The sequence below is a fragment of the Stenotrophomonas sp. 1337 genome (assembly GCF_031455455.1).
GTDB lineage: Bacteria > Pseudomonadota > Gammaproteobacteria > Xanthomonadales > Xanthomonadaceae > Stenotrophomonas > Stenotrophomonas indicatrix.
Window position 1 is genome coordinate 1 of record NZ_JAVDSR010000004.1, and the last position, 16,515, is coordinate 16,515.

General features: G+C 66.3%; 15 protein-coding genes, 1 tRNA gene and 1 pseudogene. 15 read left to right on the forward strand and 2 right to left on the reverse strand.

The window, feature by feature from the left end; all coding sequences use genetic code 11:
• The first annotated feature begins 236 nt into the window (after positions 1-236).
• The 10 genes from fabD (at position 237) to J2X70_RS07515 (ending at position 8,688) form a co-directional block, all read left to right on the forward strand.
• Positions 237-1,181, forward strand: a complete 945-nt coding sequence (fabD, locus tag J2X70_RS07470; RefSeq protein ID WP_105163530.1) for an ACP S-malonyltransferase — start codon at positions 237-239, stop codon at positions 1,179-1,181.
• An 82-nt stretch (positions 1,182-1,263) separates the two neighbouring features.
• The gene (gene fabG / locus J2X70_RS07475; protein WP_309909679.1) at positions 1,264-2,007 is read left to right on the forward strand and encodes a 3-oxoacyl-ACP reductase FabG; all 744 of its coding nucleotides are present in this window, start codon (positions 1,264-1,266) and stop codon (positions 2,005-2,007) included.
• A 152-nt stretch (positions 2,008-2,159) separates the two neighbouring features.
• On the forward strand, positions 2,160-2,399 hold the full coding sequence (acpP, locus tag J2X70_RS07480; protein ID WP_025874077.1) for an acyl carrier protein: 240 nt from the start codon (positions 2,160-2,162) through the stop codon (positions 2,397-2,399).
• Positions 2,400-2,544: 145 nt separating this feature from the next.
• The gene (fabF, locus tag J2X70_RS07485; RefSeq protein ID WP_025874076.1) at positions 2,545-3,807 is read left to right on the forward strand and encodes a beta-ketoacyl-ACP synthase II; all 1,263 of its coding nucleotides are present in this window, start codon (positions 2,545-2,547) and stop codon (positions 3,805-3,807) included.
• A gap of 92 nt (positions 3,808-3,899) precedes the next feature.
• Positions 3,900-5,264, forward strand: coding sequence for an aminodeoxychorismate synthase component I (locus tag J2X70_RS07490; RefSeq protein ID WP_309909682.1), 1,365 nt, complete (start codon positions 3,900-3,902; stop codon positions 5,262-5,264).
• Between the two features lie 208 nt (positions 5,265-5,472).
• The gene (gene mltG / locus J2X70_RS07495; protein ID WP_309909684.1) at positions 5,473-6,534 is read left to right on the forward strand and encodes an endolytic transglycosylase MltG; all 1,062 of its coding nucleotides are present in this window, start codon (positions 5,473-5,475) and stop codon (positions 6,532-6,534) included.
• Positions 6,531-7,196: a dTMP kinase gene (tmk, locus tag J2X70_RS07500; protein WP_059063248.1), complete on the forward strand. Its 666-nt coding sequence runs from the start codon at positions 6,531-6,533 to the stop codon at positions 7,194-7,196. Before mltG ends, tmk begins: the two co-directional genes overlap by 4 nt.
• The gene (locus J2X70_RS07505) at positions 7,193-8,149 is read left to right on the forward strand and encodes a DNA polymerase III subunit delta' (protein ID WP_309909686.1); all 957 of its coding nucleotides are present in this window, start codon (positions 7,193-7,195) and stop codon (positions 8,147-8,149) included. Before tmk ends, J2X70_RS07505 begins: the two co-directional genes overlap by 4 nt.
• Positions 8,146-8,499, forward strand: coding sequence for a PilZ domain-containing protein (locus J2X70_RS07510; protein WP_025874071.1), 354 nt, complete (start codon positions 8,146-8,148; stop codon positions 8,497-8,499). The genes J2X70_RS07505 and J2X70_RS07510 overlap by 4 nt, the downstream gene beginning before the upstream one ends.
• Before the next feature lie 114 nt (positions 8,500-8,613).
• Positions 8,614-8,688, forward strand: a tRNA-Val gene (locus tag J2X70_RS07515).
• 54 nt (positions 8,689-8,742) lie between these two features.
• Here J2X70_RS07515 and J2X70_RS07520 read toward each other — a convergent pair.
• Positions 8,743-9,171: a hypothetical protein gene (locus J2X70_RS07520; RefSeq protein WP_309909688.1), complete on the reverse strand. Its 429-nt coding sequence runs from the start codon at positions 9,169-9,171 to the stop codon at positions 8,743-8,745.
• Positions 9,172-9,732: 561 nt separating this feature from the next.
• Between J2X70_RS07520 and J2X70_RS07525 the strand changes: the two genes are divergently transcribed.
• The 5 genes from J2X70_RS07525 to J2X70_RS07545 all read left to right on the forward strand — a co-directional run bounded on the left by J2X70_RS07525 (position 9,733) and on the right by J2X70_RS07545 (position 15,910).
• On the forward strand, positions 9,733-10,113 hold the full coding sequence (locus J2X70_RS07525) for a tautomerase family protein (RefSeq protein WP_132825782.1): 381 nt from the start codon (positions 9,733-9,735) through the stop codon (positions 10,111-10,113).
• 191 nt (positions 10,114-10,304) lie between these two features.
• Positions 10,305-10,694 carry a DUF2946 family protein gene (locus J2X70_RS07530; protein ID WP_033830494.1) on the forward strand — a complete coding sequence of 130 codons (390 nt, stop codon included), beginning with the start codon at positions 10,305-10,307 and terminating at the stop codon, positions 10,692-10,694.
• Positions 10,695-10,812: 118 nt separating this feature from the next.
• Positions 10,813-12,951 (forward strand): TonB-dependent receptor, encoded by a 2,139-nt coding sequence (locus J2X70_RS07535; RefSeq protein WP_309909692.1) that lies wholly within the window; start codon positions 10,813-10,815, stop codon positions 12,949-12,951.
• 11 nt (positions 12,952-12,962) lie between these two features.
• Positions 12,963-14,468: a PepSY-associated TM helix domain-containing protein gene (locus J2X70_RS07540; RefSeq protein WP_309909695.1), complete on the forward strand. Its 1,506-nt coding sequence runs from the start codon at positions 12,963-12,965 to the stop codon at positions 14,466-14,468.
• A 101-nt stretch (positions 14,469-14,569) separates the two neighbouring features.
• Positions 14,570-15,910: an RICIN domain-containing protein gene (locus J2X70_RS07545; protein ID WP_223482033.1), complete on the forward strand. Its 1,341-nt coding sequence runs from the start codon at positions 14,570-14,572 to the stop codon at positions 15,908-15,910.
• 88 nt (positions 15,911-15,998) lie between these two features.
• On the opposite strand, the pseudogene J2X70_RS07550 reads toward J2X70_RS07545, so the two are convergent.
• A pseudogene (locus J2X70_RS07550) lies at positions 15,999-16,355 on the reverse strand (MFS transporter); the annotation flags it as partial.
• Between the last annotated feature and the right edge of the window lie 160 nt (positions 16,356-16,515).

The window sequence follows — 16,515 nt, forward strand, 5'->3', positions numbered from 1 at the left end:
GTGGGGGGGCGCCTGTTGCCTGGCTTGGTTCGCGGCGGGCCTGTGGCACCCCTGGCCGCGCCCAGGTTCCCGGGGGCCCGCGGGCCGGGCCCGGCCGCCCCCGGTAGCGCCGGGCCATGCCCGGCGGACCCCGTATCGCGGCACTGTCCATACGCCGTGCATACGCGCACGTACAGACGACACGGCATGTTCCCCCTTATCATGGCCCGCTTCGATTGCAACAAGCGGATGACCGCGTGACCGTATCCACCCTCGCTTTTGTCTTCCCCGGTCAGGGCTCGCAGTCTGTGGGCATGCTGGCCGAGCTGGCCGAACTGCACCCGCAGGTGCGTGAGGCCTTCACCGAGGCATCCGATGGTGCCGGCGTCGACCTGTGGGCGTTGTCCCAGGGCGGCCCGGAGGAAATGCTCAACCGTACCGAATACACCCAGCCGGCCCTGCTGGCCGCCAGCATCGGCGCGTGGCGCGCCTGGAGCGCCGTGGGCGGTCCGCGTCCGTCGGTTCTGGCGGGCCACAGCCTGGGTGAGTACACCGCCCTGGTCGCCGCTGGCGCCCTCAGCCTGCACGACGGTGCGCACCTGGTGCGCCTGCGCGGCCAGCTGATGCAGGACGCCGCTCCCGCAGGTGTCGGCGCCATGGCCGCCGTGCTCGGCGCTGAAGACCAGCTGGTGCTGGACGTCTGCGCAGAAGCTGCCGGCAGCCAGGTGGTCGTTCCGGCGAACTTCAACTCGCCGGGCCAGATCGTGATCGGCGGCGACGCTGCCGCGGTCGACCGCGCGCTGGCGCTGCTGGCCGAGAAGGGCGTGCGCAAGGCGGTCAAGCTGGCCGTCAGCGTGCCCTCGCACACCCCGCTGATGCGCGAAGCCGCCAACCGTCTGGCCGAAGTGATGGCCGGCCTGTCCTGGCAGCTGCCGCAGCTGCCGGTGGTGCAGAACGTCGACGCCAAGGTGCACGACGGTGTGGACGCGATCCGCGCCGCGCTGGTGCAGCAGCTGTACCAGCCCGTGCAGTGGACCGGCTGCGTGCAGGCGCTGGCCGCCCGTGGCGTCACCCGGATTGCCGAGTGCGGCCCGGGCAAGGTGCTGACCGGTCTGGTCAAGCGCATCGACAAGGCCATCGACGGCCGTTCCCTGGCCACCCCGGGCGACTTCGAAACCGCCCGCGAGACGTGGTCGGCCTGATTGCCCCTGTTCCTGCCGACCGTGCCGGTGGCCGCTGCAAGCGGCGCGGGTGCGGCGGCCGCCCCAGCCTGAGGAAAACATCATGAGCAAGCCCCTGCAGGGTGAAATCGCACTGGTTACCGGTGCCAGCCGTGGCATTGGTGCCGCCATCGCCGATCTGCTGGCCGCCCAGGGCGCCACCGTCATCGGCACCGCCACCACCGAGTCCGGCGCCGCCGCGATCGGCGAGCGCCTGGCTACCCACGGCGGTCACGGCCGCGCGCTGAACGTCACCGACGCCGCTGCGCTCGATGCCGTGCTTGACGGTATCGCCAAGGAATTCGGCCCGATCTCGATCCTGGTCAACAACGCCGGCATCACCCGCGACAACCTGCTGATGCGCATGAAGGAAGACGATTGGGCGTCGATCATCGACACCAACCTGACCAGCGTGTTCCGTACCAGCAAGGCCGTCATGCGCGGCATGATGAAGGCGCGCAAGGGCCGCATCATCAACATCGCCTCGGTGGTGGGGGTGACCGGCAACGCCGGCCAGGCCAACTATGCCGCCGCCAAGGCCGGCATCATCGGTTTCTCCAAGTCGCTGGCCAAGGAAATCGGCTCGCGCGGGGTCACCGTCAACGTGGTCGCGCCGGGCTTCATCGACACCGACATGACCAAGGCGCTGCCGGAAGAAGCGCGTACCGCGCTGATCGGCGACATCGCCCTCGAACGCCTGGGTTCGCCGGAGGACATCGCCCATGCGGTGGCCTTCCTGGCCAGCCCGGCTGCCGGCTACATCACCGGCGAAACTCTCCATGTGAACGGCGGCATGTACATGCCGTAAGCAAGGGGCGCAGGGATCGCGCCGCAAGTGGTTGATCTGCGAGGATTTTTGCTGCAATGCAAGGTCACGCCGGTTTCCACTACACTATCCCACGGCCATCGCCTTTGATGGCGACCACTTTTGAACCACTACTCCATCTGGAGCGATATCCCATGAGCACCATCGAAGAACGCGTCAAGAAAATCGTCATCGAACAGCTTGGCGTCAAGGAAGAAGAAGTCACCAACAGCGCATCGTTCGTCGATGACCTGGGCGCTGACTCGCTGGACACCGTCGAGCTGGTGATGGCGCTGGAAGAAGAATTCGAGTGCGAGATCCCGGACGAAGAAGCCGAGAAGATCAGCACCGTGCAGGCTGCGATCACCTACATCACGGCCCACGTCAAGGCCTGATGCAGGACGTCAGTGCGCGTGCGGGCGTTGAGTCCGGCGCGCACGACACCCCATGGGGCCGCTGTTTGCGGCCCCGTGTGTTTGCGCACCACACCGAAGTAAACCGCGTTACCCGCAAAGAACGTTCGGGTCAGGAGAATCAGCAATGAAGCGTCGCGTCGTCGTAACCGGCCTGGGTATGGTCTCGCCGTTGGGCAATGATCTGGCCAGCAGCTGGGAAGGCATCACCCACGGTCGTTCGGGCATCGGTCCGCTGACCAACGTTTCTGATGCCTACCTGGAACGGTTCACCACCAAGATCGCAGGTGAGGTCAAAGGCTTTGACATCACCGCCGACAACGAACTGTTCGGCAAGTACCGGGTCAGTGGCAAGGATGCCAAGAAGATGGACCCGTTCATCCATTACGGCCTCGGTGCCGCCTTCATGGCCCTGCATGATTCGGGCCTGGAGATCACCGACGCCAATGCCGACCGCATCGGCGCCATCGTTGGCGCTGGCATCGGCGGCCTGCTCGGCATCGAAGAGCAGACCATCGAATTCCACGAAGGGAAGAAGATCTCTCCCTTCTACGTGCCCAAGACCATCATCAACATGCTGCCGGGCCAGCTGAGCATCATCAGCGGCCTGAAGGGCCCGTCGTTCTCGGCGGTCTCGGCGTGCGCCACCTCCAACCATTCCATCGGCACCGCCATGCGCATGATCCAGTACGGCGATGCGGACGTGATGGTGGCCGGCGGTGCAGAGCGCGGCTCCTCGCCGACGGCGCTGGGCGGCTTCTGCGCGATGAAGGCGATGAGCACCCGCAACGATGCTCCGGAACAGGCCTCGCGCCCGTGGGACAAGGACCGTGACGGCTTCGTGCTGGGCGACGGCGCCGGCATCCTGATCCTGGAAGAGTACGAGCACGCCAAGGCGCGTGGCGCGAAGATCTATTGCGAGCTGGCCGGTTTCGGCGCCAGCTCCGACGCGTACCACATGACCGCGCCGAGCGAGAACGGCGAAGGCGCTGCGCGCTGCATGACCATGGCCATGAAGGACGCCGGTGTCACCCCGGAACAGGTCGGCTACCTCAACGCACATGGCACCTCGACCCCGCTGGGCGACCTCGGTGAGACCATGGCGATGAAGACCGCCTTCGGCGACCACGCCTACAAGATGATGGTCAGCTCCACCAAGTCGATGACCGGCCACCTGCTCGGCGCTGCCGGCGGCGTGGAAGCGATCTTCTCGGTGCTGGCAATGCGCGACAACGTGATTCCGCCGACCATCAACCTGCAGCAGCCGGGCGAAGGCTGCGACCTGGACTACGTGCCCAACGAAGCACGCCAGGCCAAGGTCGACGTGGTGATGTCGAATGGTTTTGGTTTCGGCGGCACCAACGGCACGCTGATCTTCAAGCGCGTCTGATCGCACCGGTAGGGTCGAGCCATGCTCGGCTCCGCCAACCACGAGGCCGCCGCAAGGCGGCTTCCGTGTATCCGTCTCCCGAACTGGCTGCCATGACCCACGCCCCGCTGATCCACCCGCTGCCGCACCCGATCGACCTGCTGGCCCTGCAGCAGCGCGACCCGGCGCGTTTCCCGCTGCTGATGGAGTCCACCGCCTCGGGCACTGCGCAGGGCCGCTGGAGCCTGCTGCTGGCCGCGCAGGGCGACACCCTGCAGCTGGACGCCGATGGCCAGGTGCGCGACCAGCACGGCGCGGTGCAGCCCGGCAGCTTCCTGCAGGCGCTGGACCGCGCATGGCAGGCACAGCGGTTGCCGCACGACGGCGGCCACGCGCTGCCGTTCCGCGGTGGCTGGGCGCTGATGCTCGATTACGAAGTGGCCAGCCAGGTCGAGCCGGTGCTGCCGGCGCGCGCGCGCGATGACGGCCGACCGACCGCACTTGCCCTGCGCTGCCCGGCCGCCGTGCTGCATGACCACCAGGTCGACGCCAGCTTCCTCGTTGCCGAAGCGGGCGAGCAAGCACTGCTGGACTCGCTGGTCGCGCTGGTAGCGGGCGAACTGCAGCCGGCCGGGCAGGGCTGGCAGCCGCCGCAGTCGGTCAGCGAAGACGAGCCACAGCGCTTCACCGAGGGTGTGCGCCGGGTGATCGACTACCTGCGCGCCGGCGACGTGTTCCAGGTGAACCTGTCGCGGCGCTGGAGCGCGCACTTCGCAGCGCCGGTCAGCCCGCAGGCGCTGTACGCGCAGCTGCGGCGGGCCAATCCGGCGCCGTTTGCCGGCCTGTTCAGTGCGCACGGCCGGCATGTGGTCAGCTCGTCGCCGGAACGGCTGGTGTCGGTGCATGGCGGCCACGCGCAGACCCGCCCGATCGCCGGTACCCGTCCGCGCTTCGAGGGCGACGACGATGCAGCGCGCATCCAGGAACTGGTCGGCCATCCCAAGGAGCGCGCCGAGCACGTGATGCTGATCGACCTGGAGCGCAACGATCTGGGCCGCATCTGCCTGCCCGGCACGGTCGTGGTGGACGAGCTGATGACCGTGGAAAGCTACGCCCACGTGCATCACATCGTCAGCAACGTCAGCGGCCAGTTGCGCGCGGACGTCACCCCGGGCGAGGTGATCGCCGCGACCTTCCCCGGCGGCACCATCACCGGCTGCCCGAAGGTGCGCTGCATGCAGATCATCAGCGAACTGGAGCAGGTGCCACGCGGCGCGTACACCGGTGCGTTCGGCTGGCTGAACCGCGATGGCGACCTGGACCTGAACATCCTGATCCGCACCGCCGAGGTGGACGGCAACGAGGTCAGCTTCCGCACCGGAGCCGGCATCGTGGTCGATTCGGACCCGGACAAGGAACTGGACGAAACCCGGGCCAAGGCCCGCGGCCTGCTGCGGGCGCTGGGGCAGCAGGGTTGATCGATTGCCGCCACCGGGCATGGCTTGTGGGTGCCGACCGTTGGTCGGCACGGATGCCCCCATGGCCGTTCATCCACGCATGGCGTGGATCTACTGGAGATGGCGGGTGGGTGCCGACCGTTGCTCGGCACGGACGCGTGCCCCCGGTCATGACCCCACACCACCGGCACGGTATCCTGCACGACGGAATCGAGTTCAGAGGTAGTCCATGGCGGGAGCCAAGCGCGGGTGTCTGTTGGTGGTAACGCTGCTGCTGGTGCTGGCCGCCGTCGTGGCCGGCGCGGGCGCGTGGTTCTTCTACAAGCAGAGCCAGTTTGCCGACGTGCCGTTGACCCCTAGTGCGAACAGCGTGGTCATCGCCAGCGGCGATGGCATGAACAGCGTGCTGCGCAAGCTGCGCGAGGCCGGCGTGGACGAGGGCAAGGACACCCAGTGGCAGCTGCTGGCCCGTCAGCTCGACGCGGCCGGCAAGCTGAAGGTGGGCGAGTACGCGCTGAGCAAGGACCTGACTCCGCGCGAGCTGCTGCTGCGCATGCGCGCGGGCAAGGTGCTGCAGCACCGCGTCACCATCATCGAAGGCTGGAACATCCGCCAGCTGCGTGCCGCGCTCAAGCGTGCCGATCCGCTGCTGCACACCACCGACAACCTCGATGACGCAGCGCTGATGGATCGCCTCGGTTTCGCCGGCCAGCATCCGGAAGGCCGGTTCCTGCCGGAAACCTACGTCTACCAGCGCGGCGACAGTGACCTGGACGTACTCAAGCGCGCCCACGGCGCGATGGAGAAGGCGCTGGACGAGGCCTGGGAAAGCCGCGCCCCGGATCTGCCGATCAATACGCCCTACGAGCTGCTGACGCTGGCGTCGATCATCGAAAAGGAAACCGCGCTGGCCAGCGAGCGACCGCAGATTGCCGGCGTGTTCATGCGCCGCCTGAAGATCGGCATGCGCCTGCAGACCGATCCGACCGTGATCTACGGCATCGGCGCGGCGTACGACGGCAACATCCGCCGCCGCGACCTGACCACCGATACGCCCTACAACACCTACACCCGCTCTGGCCTGACCCCGACCCCGATCGCCATGCCCAGCCGCGATGCGCTGATGGCCGCTGCACAACCGGCACCGGGCGATGCGCTGTACTTCGTCGCGGTGGGCGATGGCAGTGGCGCGCACGTGTTCTCGCCCAGCCTGGACAAACACAACGCCGCCGTAGCCCGCTACCTGCAGCAGCTGCGCCAGCAACGCACCCAGGAGACTCCGGCGCAATGAGTTCCGCGCTGCTTCGCCATCCCCGTTTCGTCAGCCTGGAAGGCGGCGAGGGCGCGGGCAAGACCACCGCCATCAACGCCATCCGCGAGTGCCTGCGCCGCCATGGCCATGAGGTCGTGTTGACCCGCGAGCCCGGTGGCACGCCGCTGGCCGAGCGCATCCGCGGCCTGGTGCTGAAGCCCGATGCCGAGATTGCTGCCGAGCCGCTCAGTGCCGAGGCTGAGCTGCTGCTGGTGTTTGCCGCACGCGCGCAGCATGTGCGTCAGGTGATCCAGCCGGCGCTGCAGCGCGGCGCCTATGTGCTCAGCGATCGTTTCACCGATTCCAGCTATGCCTACCAGGGCGGCGGCCGCGGCCTCGACCCGCAGTGGATCGCCGACCTGGAGCGTCGCGCCGTGGGCCTGCTGCCCGGCTTGACCCTGTTGTTGGACGTGGACGTGGCCGTCGGCCGTGCGCGTGCCAACAGCCGCGACCTGTGGCCGGACCGCATCGAAAGCGAGCAGGACGATTTCTTCCAGCGCGTGCGCGAAGTGTTCCGCAGCCGCGCACAGCAGGACCCGCAGCGTTTCGCGCTGGTTGATGCAGGTCAGGTGCAGGAGCGCGTGGCCGCCGATGTGGTTGCACGTGTCGAGCGCTGGCTGCAGCAAGGGGAGGGTGCATGAGTACGTTCTCGCCCTGGCAGCAGCGCGCGTTCGACCAGACCGTGGCTGCACTGGATGCGGATCGGCTGGGCCATGGCCTGCTGATCTGTGGCCCGGCCGGGCTGGGCAAGCGTGAGGTGGCCCTGGCGCTGGCCGACCACGTGCTGGCACGCGGGGATGCCACGCATGCCACCCGCACCCGGCAGCTGATTGCCGCCGGCACGCATCCCGACCTGCAGCTGATCAGCTTCATTCCCAACAAGAGCGGCGACAAGCTGCGCACCGAGATCGTGATCGAGCAGGTGCGCGAGATCAGCAACAAGCTGGCGCTGACCCCGCAGTACGGCGTGGCGCAGGTGGTGATTGTCGACCCGGCCGATGCCATCAACCGTTCGGCCGCCAATGCGCTGCTGAAGACCCTGGAAGAACCGCAACCCGGGCGTTACCTGTGGTTGATCAGCAGCGACCCGGCGCGCCTGCCGCAGACCGTGCGCAGCCGCTGCCAGCGCCTGGAATTCAAGCTGCCGCCGCACGAGGAAGCGCTGGCCTGGCTGCAGCAGCAGGGCCACAGCGAAGCGGCCGCGCGCGAGGCACTGGATGCAGCGCGCGGCCATCCCGGGCAGGCCGACAATTGGCTGCGCGAAGATGGCCTGAGCCTGCGTCGCGAGGTCGGCCGTGAGCTGGAACAGCTGGCCGCCGGCAAGACCGGCGCAGTGGAGCTGGCGCAGAAGTGGTGCGCCGATGACAACGCGGCGCTGCGCCTGCGCTTCGCCGCCGACCTGGCGCTGGCCCAGGCCAGCACCGATGCCTTGACCGCGCCGGAGCGATTGCACAAGCTTGCAGCCTGGTTCGATGCGGCCAACCGCACCCGAGACCTGCTGCGCACCACCGTGCGCGCAGACCTTGCGGTGGTCGAGTTGCTGCTGGCCTGGAACAAGGTGAACGAGCGGCCTGCCGCAAGGGGAAATCGATGAGTGCCAGCAACGCCCGCCAGGGCATCCTGTCCCTGGCAGTGAAGGACAAGGCCGCGCTGTACAGCGCGTACATGCCGTTCGTGAAGAATGGCGGCATCTTCGTGCCCACGCCCAAGCGTTATTTCCTGGGCGATGAGGTGTTCCTGCTGCTGACCCTGCCCGATTCCAGCGAGCGCCTGCCGGTGGCCGGCAAGGTGATCTGGGTGACTCCGGCCGGTGCGCAGGGCAACCGCACCGCCGGCATCGGCGTGCAGCTGGCCGATGGCCAGGAAGGCGAGACGGTGCGCCACAAGATCGAAACGATCCTGGCCGGCCTGACCGGTTCGGACAAGCCGACGCATACGATGTGATTCCGGTAGCGCCGGGCCATGCCCGGCGGCCCCTGGAAACGCGCGTGAACACGAATGTGAAAACTGTTGACGGTCTCTGAAAAGCCCCTATAATGAGCGGCTCAGCAACACACCGGGCGGTTAGCTCAGCGGTAGAGCATTGCCTTCACACGGCAAGGGTCACAGGTTCGATCCCTGTACCGCCCACCATGTTGCAGAACGAAAAAAGCCTCCAGCGATGGGGGCTTTTTTGTTGCCCGTGATTTACCCGGGCTTGTTTGCCACCGCTGTGATCGCATCGCCCAGACCAGTCTGCGCGGCATGCGCGATCTGGCGCGCGGCCAGCAGCAGACCATTTCGATGGAAGTCGCCGATCTGCCCGTCGGTACTTCCGTCCACGCGTGCGCGCTCTGCCGCGTGCAGGAGATCGAGCACGGCGGTCAGTGCGGACAGTGAACGGCCGAGGGAGGCGAGGGTGTGTGCGTTGAGCATCTGCGTGGTGCACGGCTGGCCGTCTTCGCCATCTCCCCTGCGCATCGCATCCAGGAAGGTGAAGAACATCGGCTGCGCGGGAGGGAACTGCTGCTCCTTCAGTGCGCACTCGATCTCGCGTGCGAGGTCTTCGGGAACGTTGCTGGCCATTTCGCCGATCAGAGCGTGCAGGCGCGGAATGAGGACGGTGTTGTTGGTCATGGTGGAACCCTCACTGGCATAGGGCCACCTTCCAAAGAGAAGGTGGCGGACGGTGCGGGTTGGCGTGCCAAGGCAGAAAAGCTCACTGGGAGAAAAGGCCTGGCGGATCTTGCGATCCCCACACACCGCCCGCCATTGAAGGCAGTCGGTGCATTCTCATTGCTGCGATAGAAATCGCAGCATCCAGTGAGCCTGTTCGTTTATTCGAGACGCCAATCCCGGCCAAGGCAACCTGCCTCGGCCCGGCGATCATCGAGTCGAACAATCACACTGGTCTGTAAGGAAATTTCGCAACAGCACCCGGGCGTAGCGCGTGTTCCCCGATCTGTGCGGGACAGCACCCGCACGCCGTGCAGCGCATCACTGATGGCGTCATCCACCGACCGCGCTGACCCTGCGCCTGGGGGCACCCTGCATGCACGAACGTGGCGATCACGTCACTCCGCGCGGCGCATGCCATCGATGGAAGCAGAGGGTTCCATCCATGCGCTGTCCCGCCGCCCTCGGCGGGCGTAATCTCGGCCCATTGCCGCGTCCCCCTCCCATCCCTGGAGTGCCACCATGCCGCTCGCCCGTATCGATCTTCGCAAAGGTAAATCCGTCGAGTATCGCCAGCGTGTCGGCGAAGCGATCTACCAGGCCATGCGCGCCGTCGGCGTGCCGGAAAACGATCGCTTCCAGATCTTCCAGGAGCACGACGCCGGCACGCTGGTGTACGACCCGGGTTACCTGGGCATCGCTCGCACCGATGATTTCATCTGCATCCAGATCACCTGGAACGAAGGGCGCACGCTGGAGCAGAAGAAGGCGCTGTATGCCGGTATTGCCGATGGACTGCACGCGGCGGTGGGTATTCGCCGCGAGGATGTGTTCATCAACCTGGTGGAAGTGAAGCGGGAGAACTGGTCGTTCGGTAATGGCCAAGCGCAGTACGTGAGTTGATGCGCGAAGAGCATCCACGCATGGCGTGGATCTACTGTGGATCCGTCATGTGGTCGGTGCCAGAACCCTGCGTCACCGTGTCGCAGGGACCAAACCCTGAACGTGGTCCAAGGTTGGCCCCGGGCTCGTAGAATGGCTGGGTGCGCCGCTCCGTTCTCCACCGCCGGTTCCAGACCCTGGCATGGCTTGCCATGCTGTTGGTGCTGCTCGCGCCTCTGGTGAGCCGCTGGCTGGTACATGGGCACGTTGTTGCGTCTGCCGCACCGGTGGCGGCCATGGACCACGCCGCACACACCCAGCACGCGATGGAAGGGCATCACGACCACCACGCGATGGCAATGCAGCATGGCGAAGCGACACCGAAGCCGCCGGCCGATCCACATGCCGACCACGAGATGGGCGTGGACTGCGATTACTGCCTGATTGCCGCCAGGCTGATCACGCTGTTGGTGGCGGCGCTGCTGCTGATGATTCCGCTGGCACCGGTGTGCCGTGCGCTGCGCGGTGCGGTGCAGACGTTGCCGCAGCGGATCTGCGGCACGTTGGGCGCGCGCGGGCCACCGGTGCTGCTGGCCGTCTGAGCGCTTTGCGCACGCGCTGATTGATTTTCCCGGGTTGCCAGGCGTGGCCTGGCACTACCGCGTGCGCCTTTCTTTCTGCTGCCTCGCAGTGCGGGGCGGCCTTGCATGCCGTGAACACATGAAAACCACCCCCAACTTCGCCCCGCTGCGCTGGGCGATGCTGCCTGCGTTGTGCGCATCCTTCCTGCAGGCGACGCCTGCGCTTGCTGCAGATGCCGTGCTGCCGACAACCCTGGATACCGTCCGCGTGGTCGATACCCGCAGCGGTTCGCTGTCCTCCACCGCCAATACCGGTTCGGCGCTCGGGCTGAGCGTGCTGCAGACGCCGGCCAGCCTGACGGTGATTTCACGCGAGCAGCTGGAGCAGCGCGGCGATTCCAATCTCAACGACGCGATCACCCGCGCTGGCGCGATCAGTGCCATGCCCCATCCCGGCAACGGCCTGAGTGCGCTGTCCAGCCGTGGTTTCACCGATGGCGCCTCGGTGATGCGCCTGTACGACGGCCTGCGCCAGTACGGTGGTGTGGGCATCACCTTTCCGTTCGATACCTGGTCGATCGAGCGCATCGAGGTGCTGCGCGGGCCGGCCTCGGTCATCCACGGCGATGGCGCCATCGGCGGCGTGGTCAACATCGTGCCGAAGAAGCCTTCGCGCGGCGCCATCGAGAACGAGGTCAGCGTAACCCTGGGCAGTGAGGACACTGCGCGCCTGGGCTTCGGCAGCGGTGGCGCACTTACGCCCGTGTTGGCCTACCGCGTGGATGTCAGCGGCAACTACAGCAGCGGGTGGGTCGATCGCGGCCAGAACGGCGATGCCACGTTCTCTGCTGCGCTGCTATGGCAGCCACGGACGGACCTGCAGTTCACGCTGACCCATGCGCAGGGCTACCAGAAGCCGATGCGCTACTTCGGTACGCCATTGATCGATGGGCGGCAGCTGGACGCGCTGCGCCACGAGAACTACAACGTGGCCGACAGCGTGATCCGTTTCCGCGACCGCTGGACCCAGCTCGATGCGGCCTGGACGCCGAACGACAACGTGGAATGGCGCACGCGCGTCTACCAGATCGACAGCCAGCGCGACTGGCGCAATGCCGAGGCCTATGTCTACAACGGGCGCACGGGCCTGATCGACCGCTCCGGCAACACCCAGATCACCCACAACCAGGACCAGACCGGACTGACCTCCACGCTGCGCCTGCTGGGCAATGCGGGTGGGCTGCCGAACAGTTTCGCCGTCGGCTTCGATGCCAACCGTGCGCATTTCAAGCACACCAACAACACCTATGCGGGCAGCTCGGGGCCGGTGGATCCTTTCAACCCGGTGCCCGGCGGGTTCAGCAGCGATGCTCCCAACCTGCCGCGCTACCGCAACAGCGCCGAACAGGTCGCGTTGTTCGTGGAAGACCGGCTGGAACTGAGCGAGCGCTGGTCGGTGCTCGCGGGCTTGCGCCACGATCGCGCCACGATCGACCGCAGTGACCTAGTCAGCGGCCAGCGTGCGTTCTCCAGGACCTACAACAGCACCGGCTGGCGCGCGGGCACGGTCTTCGCGCTGCAACCAACATTGACCCTCTATGCGCAGTACTCGCAGGCGGCCGACCCGGTCAGTGGTCTGTTGATGATCAGCCCGGCCAACGGCGCGTTCGATCTGGCCAAGGGCAAGCAGATCGAGGTTGGCATGAAGCAGGCCTTTGACGGAGGCGAGTGGACGCTGGCTGCCTATCGCATCCGCAAGACCGGCCTGCTCAGCCGTGACCCGTTGCAGCCCGACCGGCGGGTGCAGGTGGGGGCACAGACCTCAAAGGGAATTGAAGCTTCGTTGAACTGGAACTTCGCCCCGCAGTGGTCGCTGGATGCCAACGCGACCGTGCTCAAGGCCGGGTTCGAGGATTTCCTGGAAGCCACCGGCACGCCGGTGGTGATCGTCTCGCGTGATGGCAACGTGCCGCCGAACGTGGCCGAGCGCCTGGCCAACGTCTGGTTGAGCTGGCATTTCCAGCCCGACTGGAGCGTGGCCAGTGGCGTGCGTTACGTGGGCAAGCGCTATGCCGACAACGCCAACACGGTGCAGCTTCCGGGTTACGCCACCACCGACCTGGCCCTGACCTGGCAGGCCGCGCCGCGCACACGGCTGACCGCGCGCGTGTTCAACGTGTTCGACAAGGCGTACTACGCCACGGCGTACTACACCAGCACGCAGTGGCTGCTGGGCGCAGACCGGCGCGTCGAGTTCAGCCTCGACCATCGCTTCTGAGGACGCACGTCATGTCGTTGCGATCCACCGCCAAACGCTGGACCTACCTGACGCATCGCTGGCTGGGCATCGGCGGGTGCCTGCTGATGCTGCTGTGGTTCGTCAGCGGCATGGTGATGCTGTTCGTCGGCTACCCGAAGCTGACGCCAGCGGAGCGGTTGGCCGCGCTGCCCGCATTGGTCGACGCGCGCGGTTGGCAGGCACTTTCCGTGTTGCCGGAAGCCGTTCGACAGGCGCCTGAGCGGGTCGTGTTGACGACGCTGCGTGGCGAGCCCGCCTACGTGGTGCGCTCCGGCGCGAACGTGGGCGCGTGGTCGGCGCTTACCGGACAGGCATTGCCGCCGGTATCGGCGCAGTTGGCCGAGGTTTCCGCCGCGCAGTTCGCCGGCGGCCCTGCCTTCGTTGGCGCCATGCCGCTGGACGAAGATCGCTGGACGCATTCGCGCGCGCTGGATCCGCATCGACCGTTGTACCGCGTCGGCGTCGGTGGTGCACAGCCCGGAGATGTCTACGTGTCCTCGCGGACCGGCGAAGTCGTGCTGGATGCGCCGCGTCTGCAGCAGCGCTGGAACTATGTGGGTGCGTGGTTGCACTGGCTGTACTTCCTGCGCATGCAGTCGGTGGACCCGGTATGGACCTGGACGGTGATCGTGCTGTCGGCGCTGTGCACCGTGGCCGCGATCAGCGGGGTCGTGGTCGGCATCTGGCGCTGGCGGTTTCGCGGACAATACCGGTCGGGGTCGAAGACGCCGTACCAGGAGCCGTGGATGCGCTGGCATCACCTGATCGGCTTGATGGCGAGTGCATTCGTGTTCACCTGGATCTTCAGTGGATTGATGTCGATGAATCCGCTGGGAGTGTTCAGCAGCACGGGCGTGGTGATCGACACCGCGCACTATCGAGGTGGCGTGGTGACGGGGGAGGGCGCACTGGCCGAGCCCGGCCGGCTGCTGGCTGCATCGACGGACGTTGGCTTCGTGCCGGTGGAGATCCAGTGGCGACGTATCGGTGGCGAACTGTTCGCCGTGCTGCTGGACGGGCAGGGCGATACCCGCATCGTGTCGGCCGTCGAAGGGCGCCTGCGTGTCGCACGGCTGCTGCCGGAGGCATGGCTGAAGCAGAAGGTGCAGGCGATGTCCGCTGCGCCGATTCAGGGTTTCACGATCCGGCATGCGCCGGATGCGTACTTCTATGCGCGCGCGCCGGAGGCCATGAACGGTGCGGCGGTGCGGCGCTTCCCGGTGGCGGTGGCGTGGTTCGGCGATGCCGAGGCCACGCGCGTTTACATCGATCTGGCGACCGGCGATCCGCTGTTGACGATGGGGCATCGCGAGCAGGCCGGGCGCTGGCTGTTCTCTTTCCTGCACAGCTGGGACCTGCCTGCCGCGCTGCGTCAGCAGAACACGCGGCTGGGCGTGCTGCTGTTGCTGAGCGTGGCTGGCACGGCACTGTGTACCACCGCTGCGGTGATCGGTTACCGGCGTCTGCGGATGAAGGTGCGGCGTCGGCGGCCGTAGCACCCTGACGTTGGCCTGGCGCGTATGAGACTATCGGGAGTTCCTGGCCATGAAGGCTGCGGCCCGATGTCGATGGCCAGGGAAGTGCAGGGGCTCAATGCTTGCAAGGGTGCAACGGTAGTCCCTGGATAGGATTTCCACACAACGTAAATGGAGCAAGGATGAATTACGTTTCGATGGGTGTTCTCGCAATTGGAATTGCAGCGGCGTCTTCAAGCGTTCAGGCCAAATCGTTGCCGCGCCTGTACAGCTTTCCAACCACAACGACCGCGTCTGTTTCCAATGCGCTGCCGGCACCGGGGCAGGTGATCCAGTTGTCTGCGCAGGTCGATGGCCAGGCACTCGGGCTGTATCACATTCCAGGCAATGAGCAGATCGGCGGCTTCGTCGAATTCAAGGTCAATGGCCAAGCGGTGGGCAAGGTGCAGGTCAGTACCGTCAACACGCCGTTCCTCGGTACGGTTTCCGACCTGGACAAGGGGTGCTGGGATGCCATCCGTGACGTCCAGGCCTGTACGCACAAGTACGCCTACGGCCGTCCGGCCAGGGTTGCGATCAACTACACCGTTCCGGCAGGCTTCACTACCGCGTCGATCACGGCGACGTTCAGTGGCGATGGTCAGTTCACGCAAGGGTCGGTGTCGGCGCCCGTCAACCTGCGCAACATTCCGACCTTTGGTGAGATCCGCGGCATGGGCAACAAGTGCCTGGATGCCGAGGGCGCCAACACCGCGCCAGGCACGGCCATCCAGGTGTGGGATTGCACACCGGGCACCGCGCAGCAGCTTTGGACCGTGAAGCCCAATACGTCGACCATCACGGGCGTGCCCAGCAATCGCGTGCTTGACATCGTGGGCTATGGCACAAGCAACGGAAGCCGGATCCAGCTCTACGACGCCCATGGTGACTGGAATCAGTCGTGGAAGTTCACCAACACATCCATCGTCGGCGTGGCCAACAAGGTGTTGGATGCCATTGGTGCGTCCAGCGCCAACGGCACCAAGATCCAGCTGTACAGCAATGCGCTGACCAGCAACCAGAAGTGGGAGTTCAATCCCGCCAACGGGTCGATTGTCGGTGTCGGTGGCAAGTGCCTGGATGTTGAAGGGGCCAATTCTGCGGATGGCACCCGCGTCCAGTTGTGGGACTGCACGGGCGTGCCGCAGCAGCGCTTCGAACTGGGCGCGGACGGGTCCATCCGTGGGCTGGGCGGCAAATGCCTGGAAGCGGCTGACGGTGCGAGCCACGATGGGAATCCGATCCGCATGTGGTCCTGCAATGGTGGCGCGCACCAGTCCTGGCGGCTGGTAGGCGAGATCCGCAACCCGCAGACCAACATGTGCCTGGATGACCCGGGCATGGGTAATGCCAATGGCTCGAAGGTGCACATGTGGATGTGCCAGGGCACAGAGAACCAGCGCTGGGAATTCTCCTCCTACTGAGTTTTCGGCCCGATGCAGTGTTGTGGAACCGTGCGCCTTCGCGCGCACGGTTCTTTGCAGGGACAGGTCAACGGCCTGCCATGCAGATCTACATCCGCAGCCAGCGCGTCGACACTGCCACCAGCAACAGTGCAATCGCCACGCCGACAAAGGCGGCGATGAGGCCGAAGTGATTGGCGGCGAAACCGATCAGCGCCGGGCCAGCAAGAATGCCGGCAAAGCCGAGGGTGGACACGGCGGTGATGGCGATCGCCTGCGGCATCCGGTTCTGGCTGCCAGCCAGCGAGAACAGCGCCGGTGCGATGTTGGCGCAGCCCAGGCCGACCAGCACATAGCCGACCAACGACACCTGCCATGGCGTGACCAGGGTGAGCACCAGCACGCCGGCGCAGGCCAGCAGCGCACCGGCCACGATCGCCTTCTGCCGGCCGATGCGCTCCACCAGGTTGTCTGTGCGTTAATGTGCAGTATCTGGCGTTGGTGGCGGCTCGTAGGGACGCCTGTACACACTGCGGCTGCAGCGCTGGTGAATCGCGCGCGAGCGCGTCCTGTCCATCGCCTTTCCAGCGCGGCATCATGGCAAGGCACCCGGCACGGAACCCTGC

Excerpts from the sequence above, each read along its gene's own strand:
- acpP (WP_025874077.1), top strand. The coding sequence starts at position 2,160 with ATGAGCACCATCGAAGAACGCGTCAAGAAAATCGTCATCGAACAGCTT.
- fabF (WP_025874076.1), top strand. The coding sequence starts at position 2,545 with ATGAAGCGTCGCGTCGTCGTAACCGGCCTGGGTATGGTCTCGCCGTTG.
- J2X70_RS07505 (WP_309909686.1), top strand. The coding sequence starts at position 7,193 with ATGAGTACGTTCTCGCCCTGGCAGCAGCGCGCGTTCGACCAGACCGTG.
- J2X70_RS07520 (WP_309909688.1), bottom strand. The coding sequence starts at position 9,171 with ATGACCAACAACACCGTCCTCATTCCGCGCCTGCACGCTCTGATCGGC.
- J2X70_RS07540 (WP_309909695.1), top strand. The coding sequence starts at position 12,963 with ATGTCGTTGCGATCCACCGCCAAACGCTGGACCTACCTGACGCATCGC.
- mltG (WP_309909684.1), top strand. The coding sequence starts at position 5,473 with ATGGCGGGAGCCAAGCGCGGGTGTCTGTTGGTGGTAACGCTGCTGCTG.
- fabG (WP_309909679.1), top strand. The coding sequence starts at position 1,264 with ATGAGCAAGCCCCTGCAGGGTGAAATCGCACTGGTTACCGGTGCCAGC.
- tmk (WP_059063248.1), top strand. The coding sequence starts at position 6,531 with ATGAGTTCCGCGCTGCTTCGCCATCCCCGTTTCGTCAGCCTGGAAGGC.
- J2X70_RS07530 (WP_033830494.1), top strand. The coding sequence starts at position 10,305 with ATGCTGTTGGTGCTGCTCGCGCCTCTGGTGAGCCGCTGGCTGGTACAT.
- J2X70_RS07535 (WP_309909692.1), top strand. The coding sequence starts at position 10,813 with ATGAAAACCACCCCCAACTTCGCCCCGCTGCGCTGGGCGATGCTGCCT.
- J2X70_RS07510 (WP_025874071.1), top strand. The coding sequence starts at position 8,146 with ATGAGTGCCAGCAACGCCCGCCAGGGCATCCTGTCCCTGGCAGTGAAG.
- J2X70_RS07525 (WP_132825782.1), top strand. The coding sequence starts at position 9,733 with ATGCCGCTCGCCCGTATCGATCTTCGCAAAGGTAAATCCGTCGAGTAT.
- J2X70_RS07490 (WP_309909682.1), top strand. The coding sequence starts at position 3,900 with ATGACCCACGCCCCGCTGATCCACCCGCTGCCGCACCCGATCGACCTG.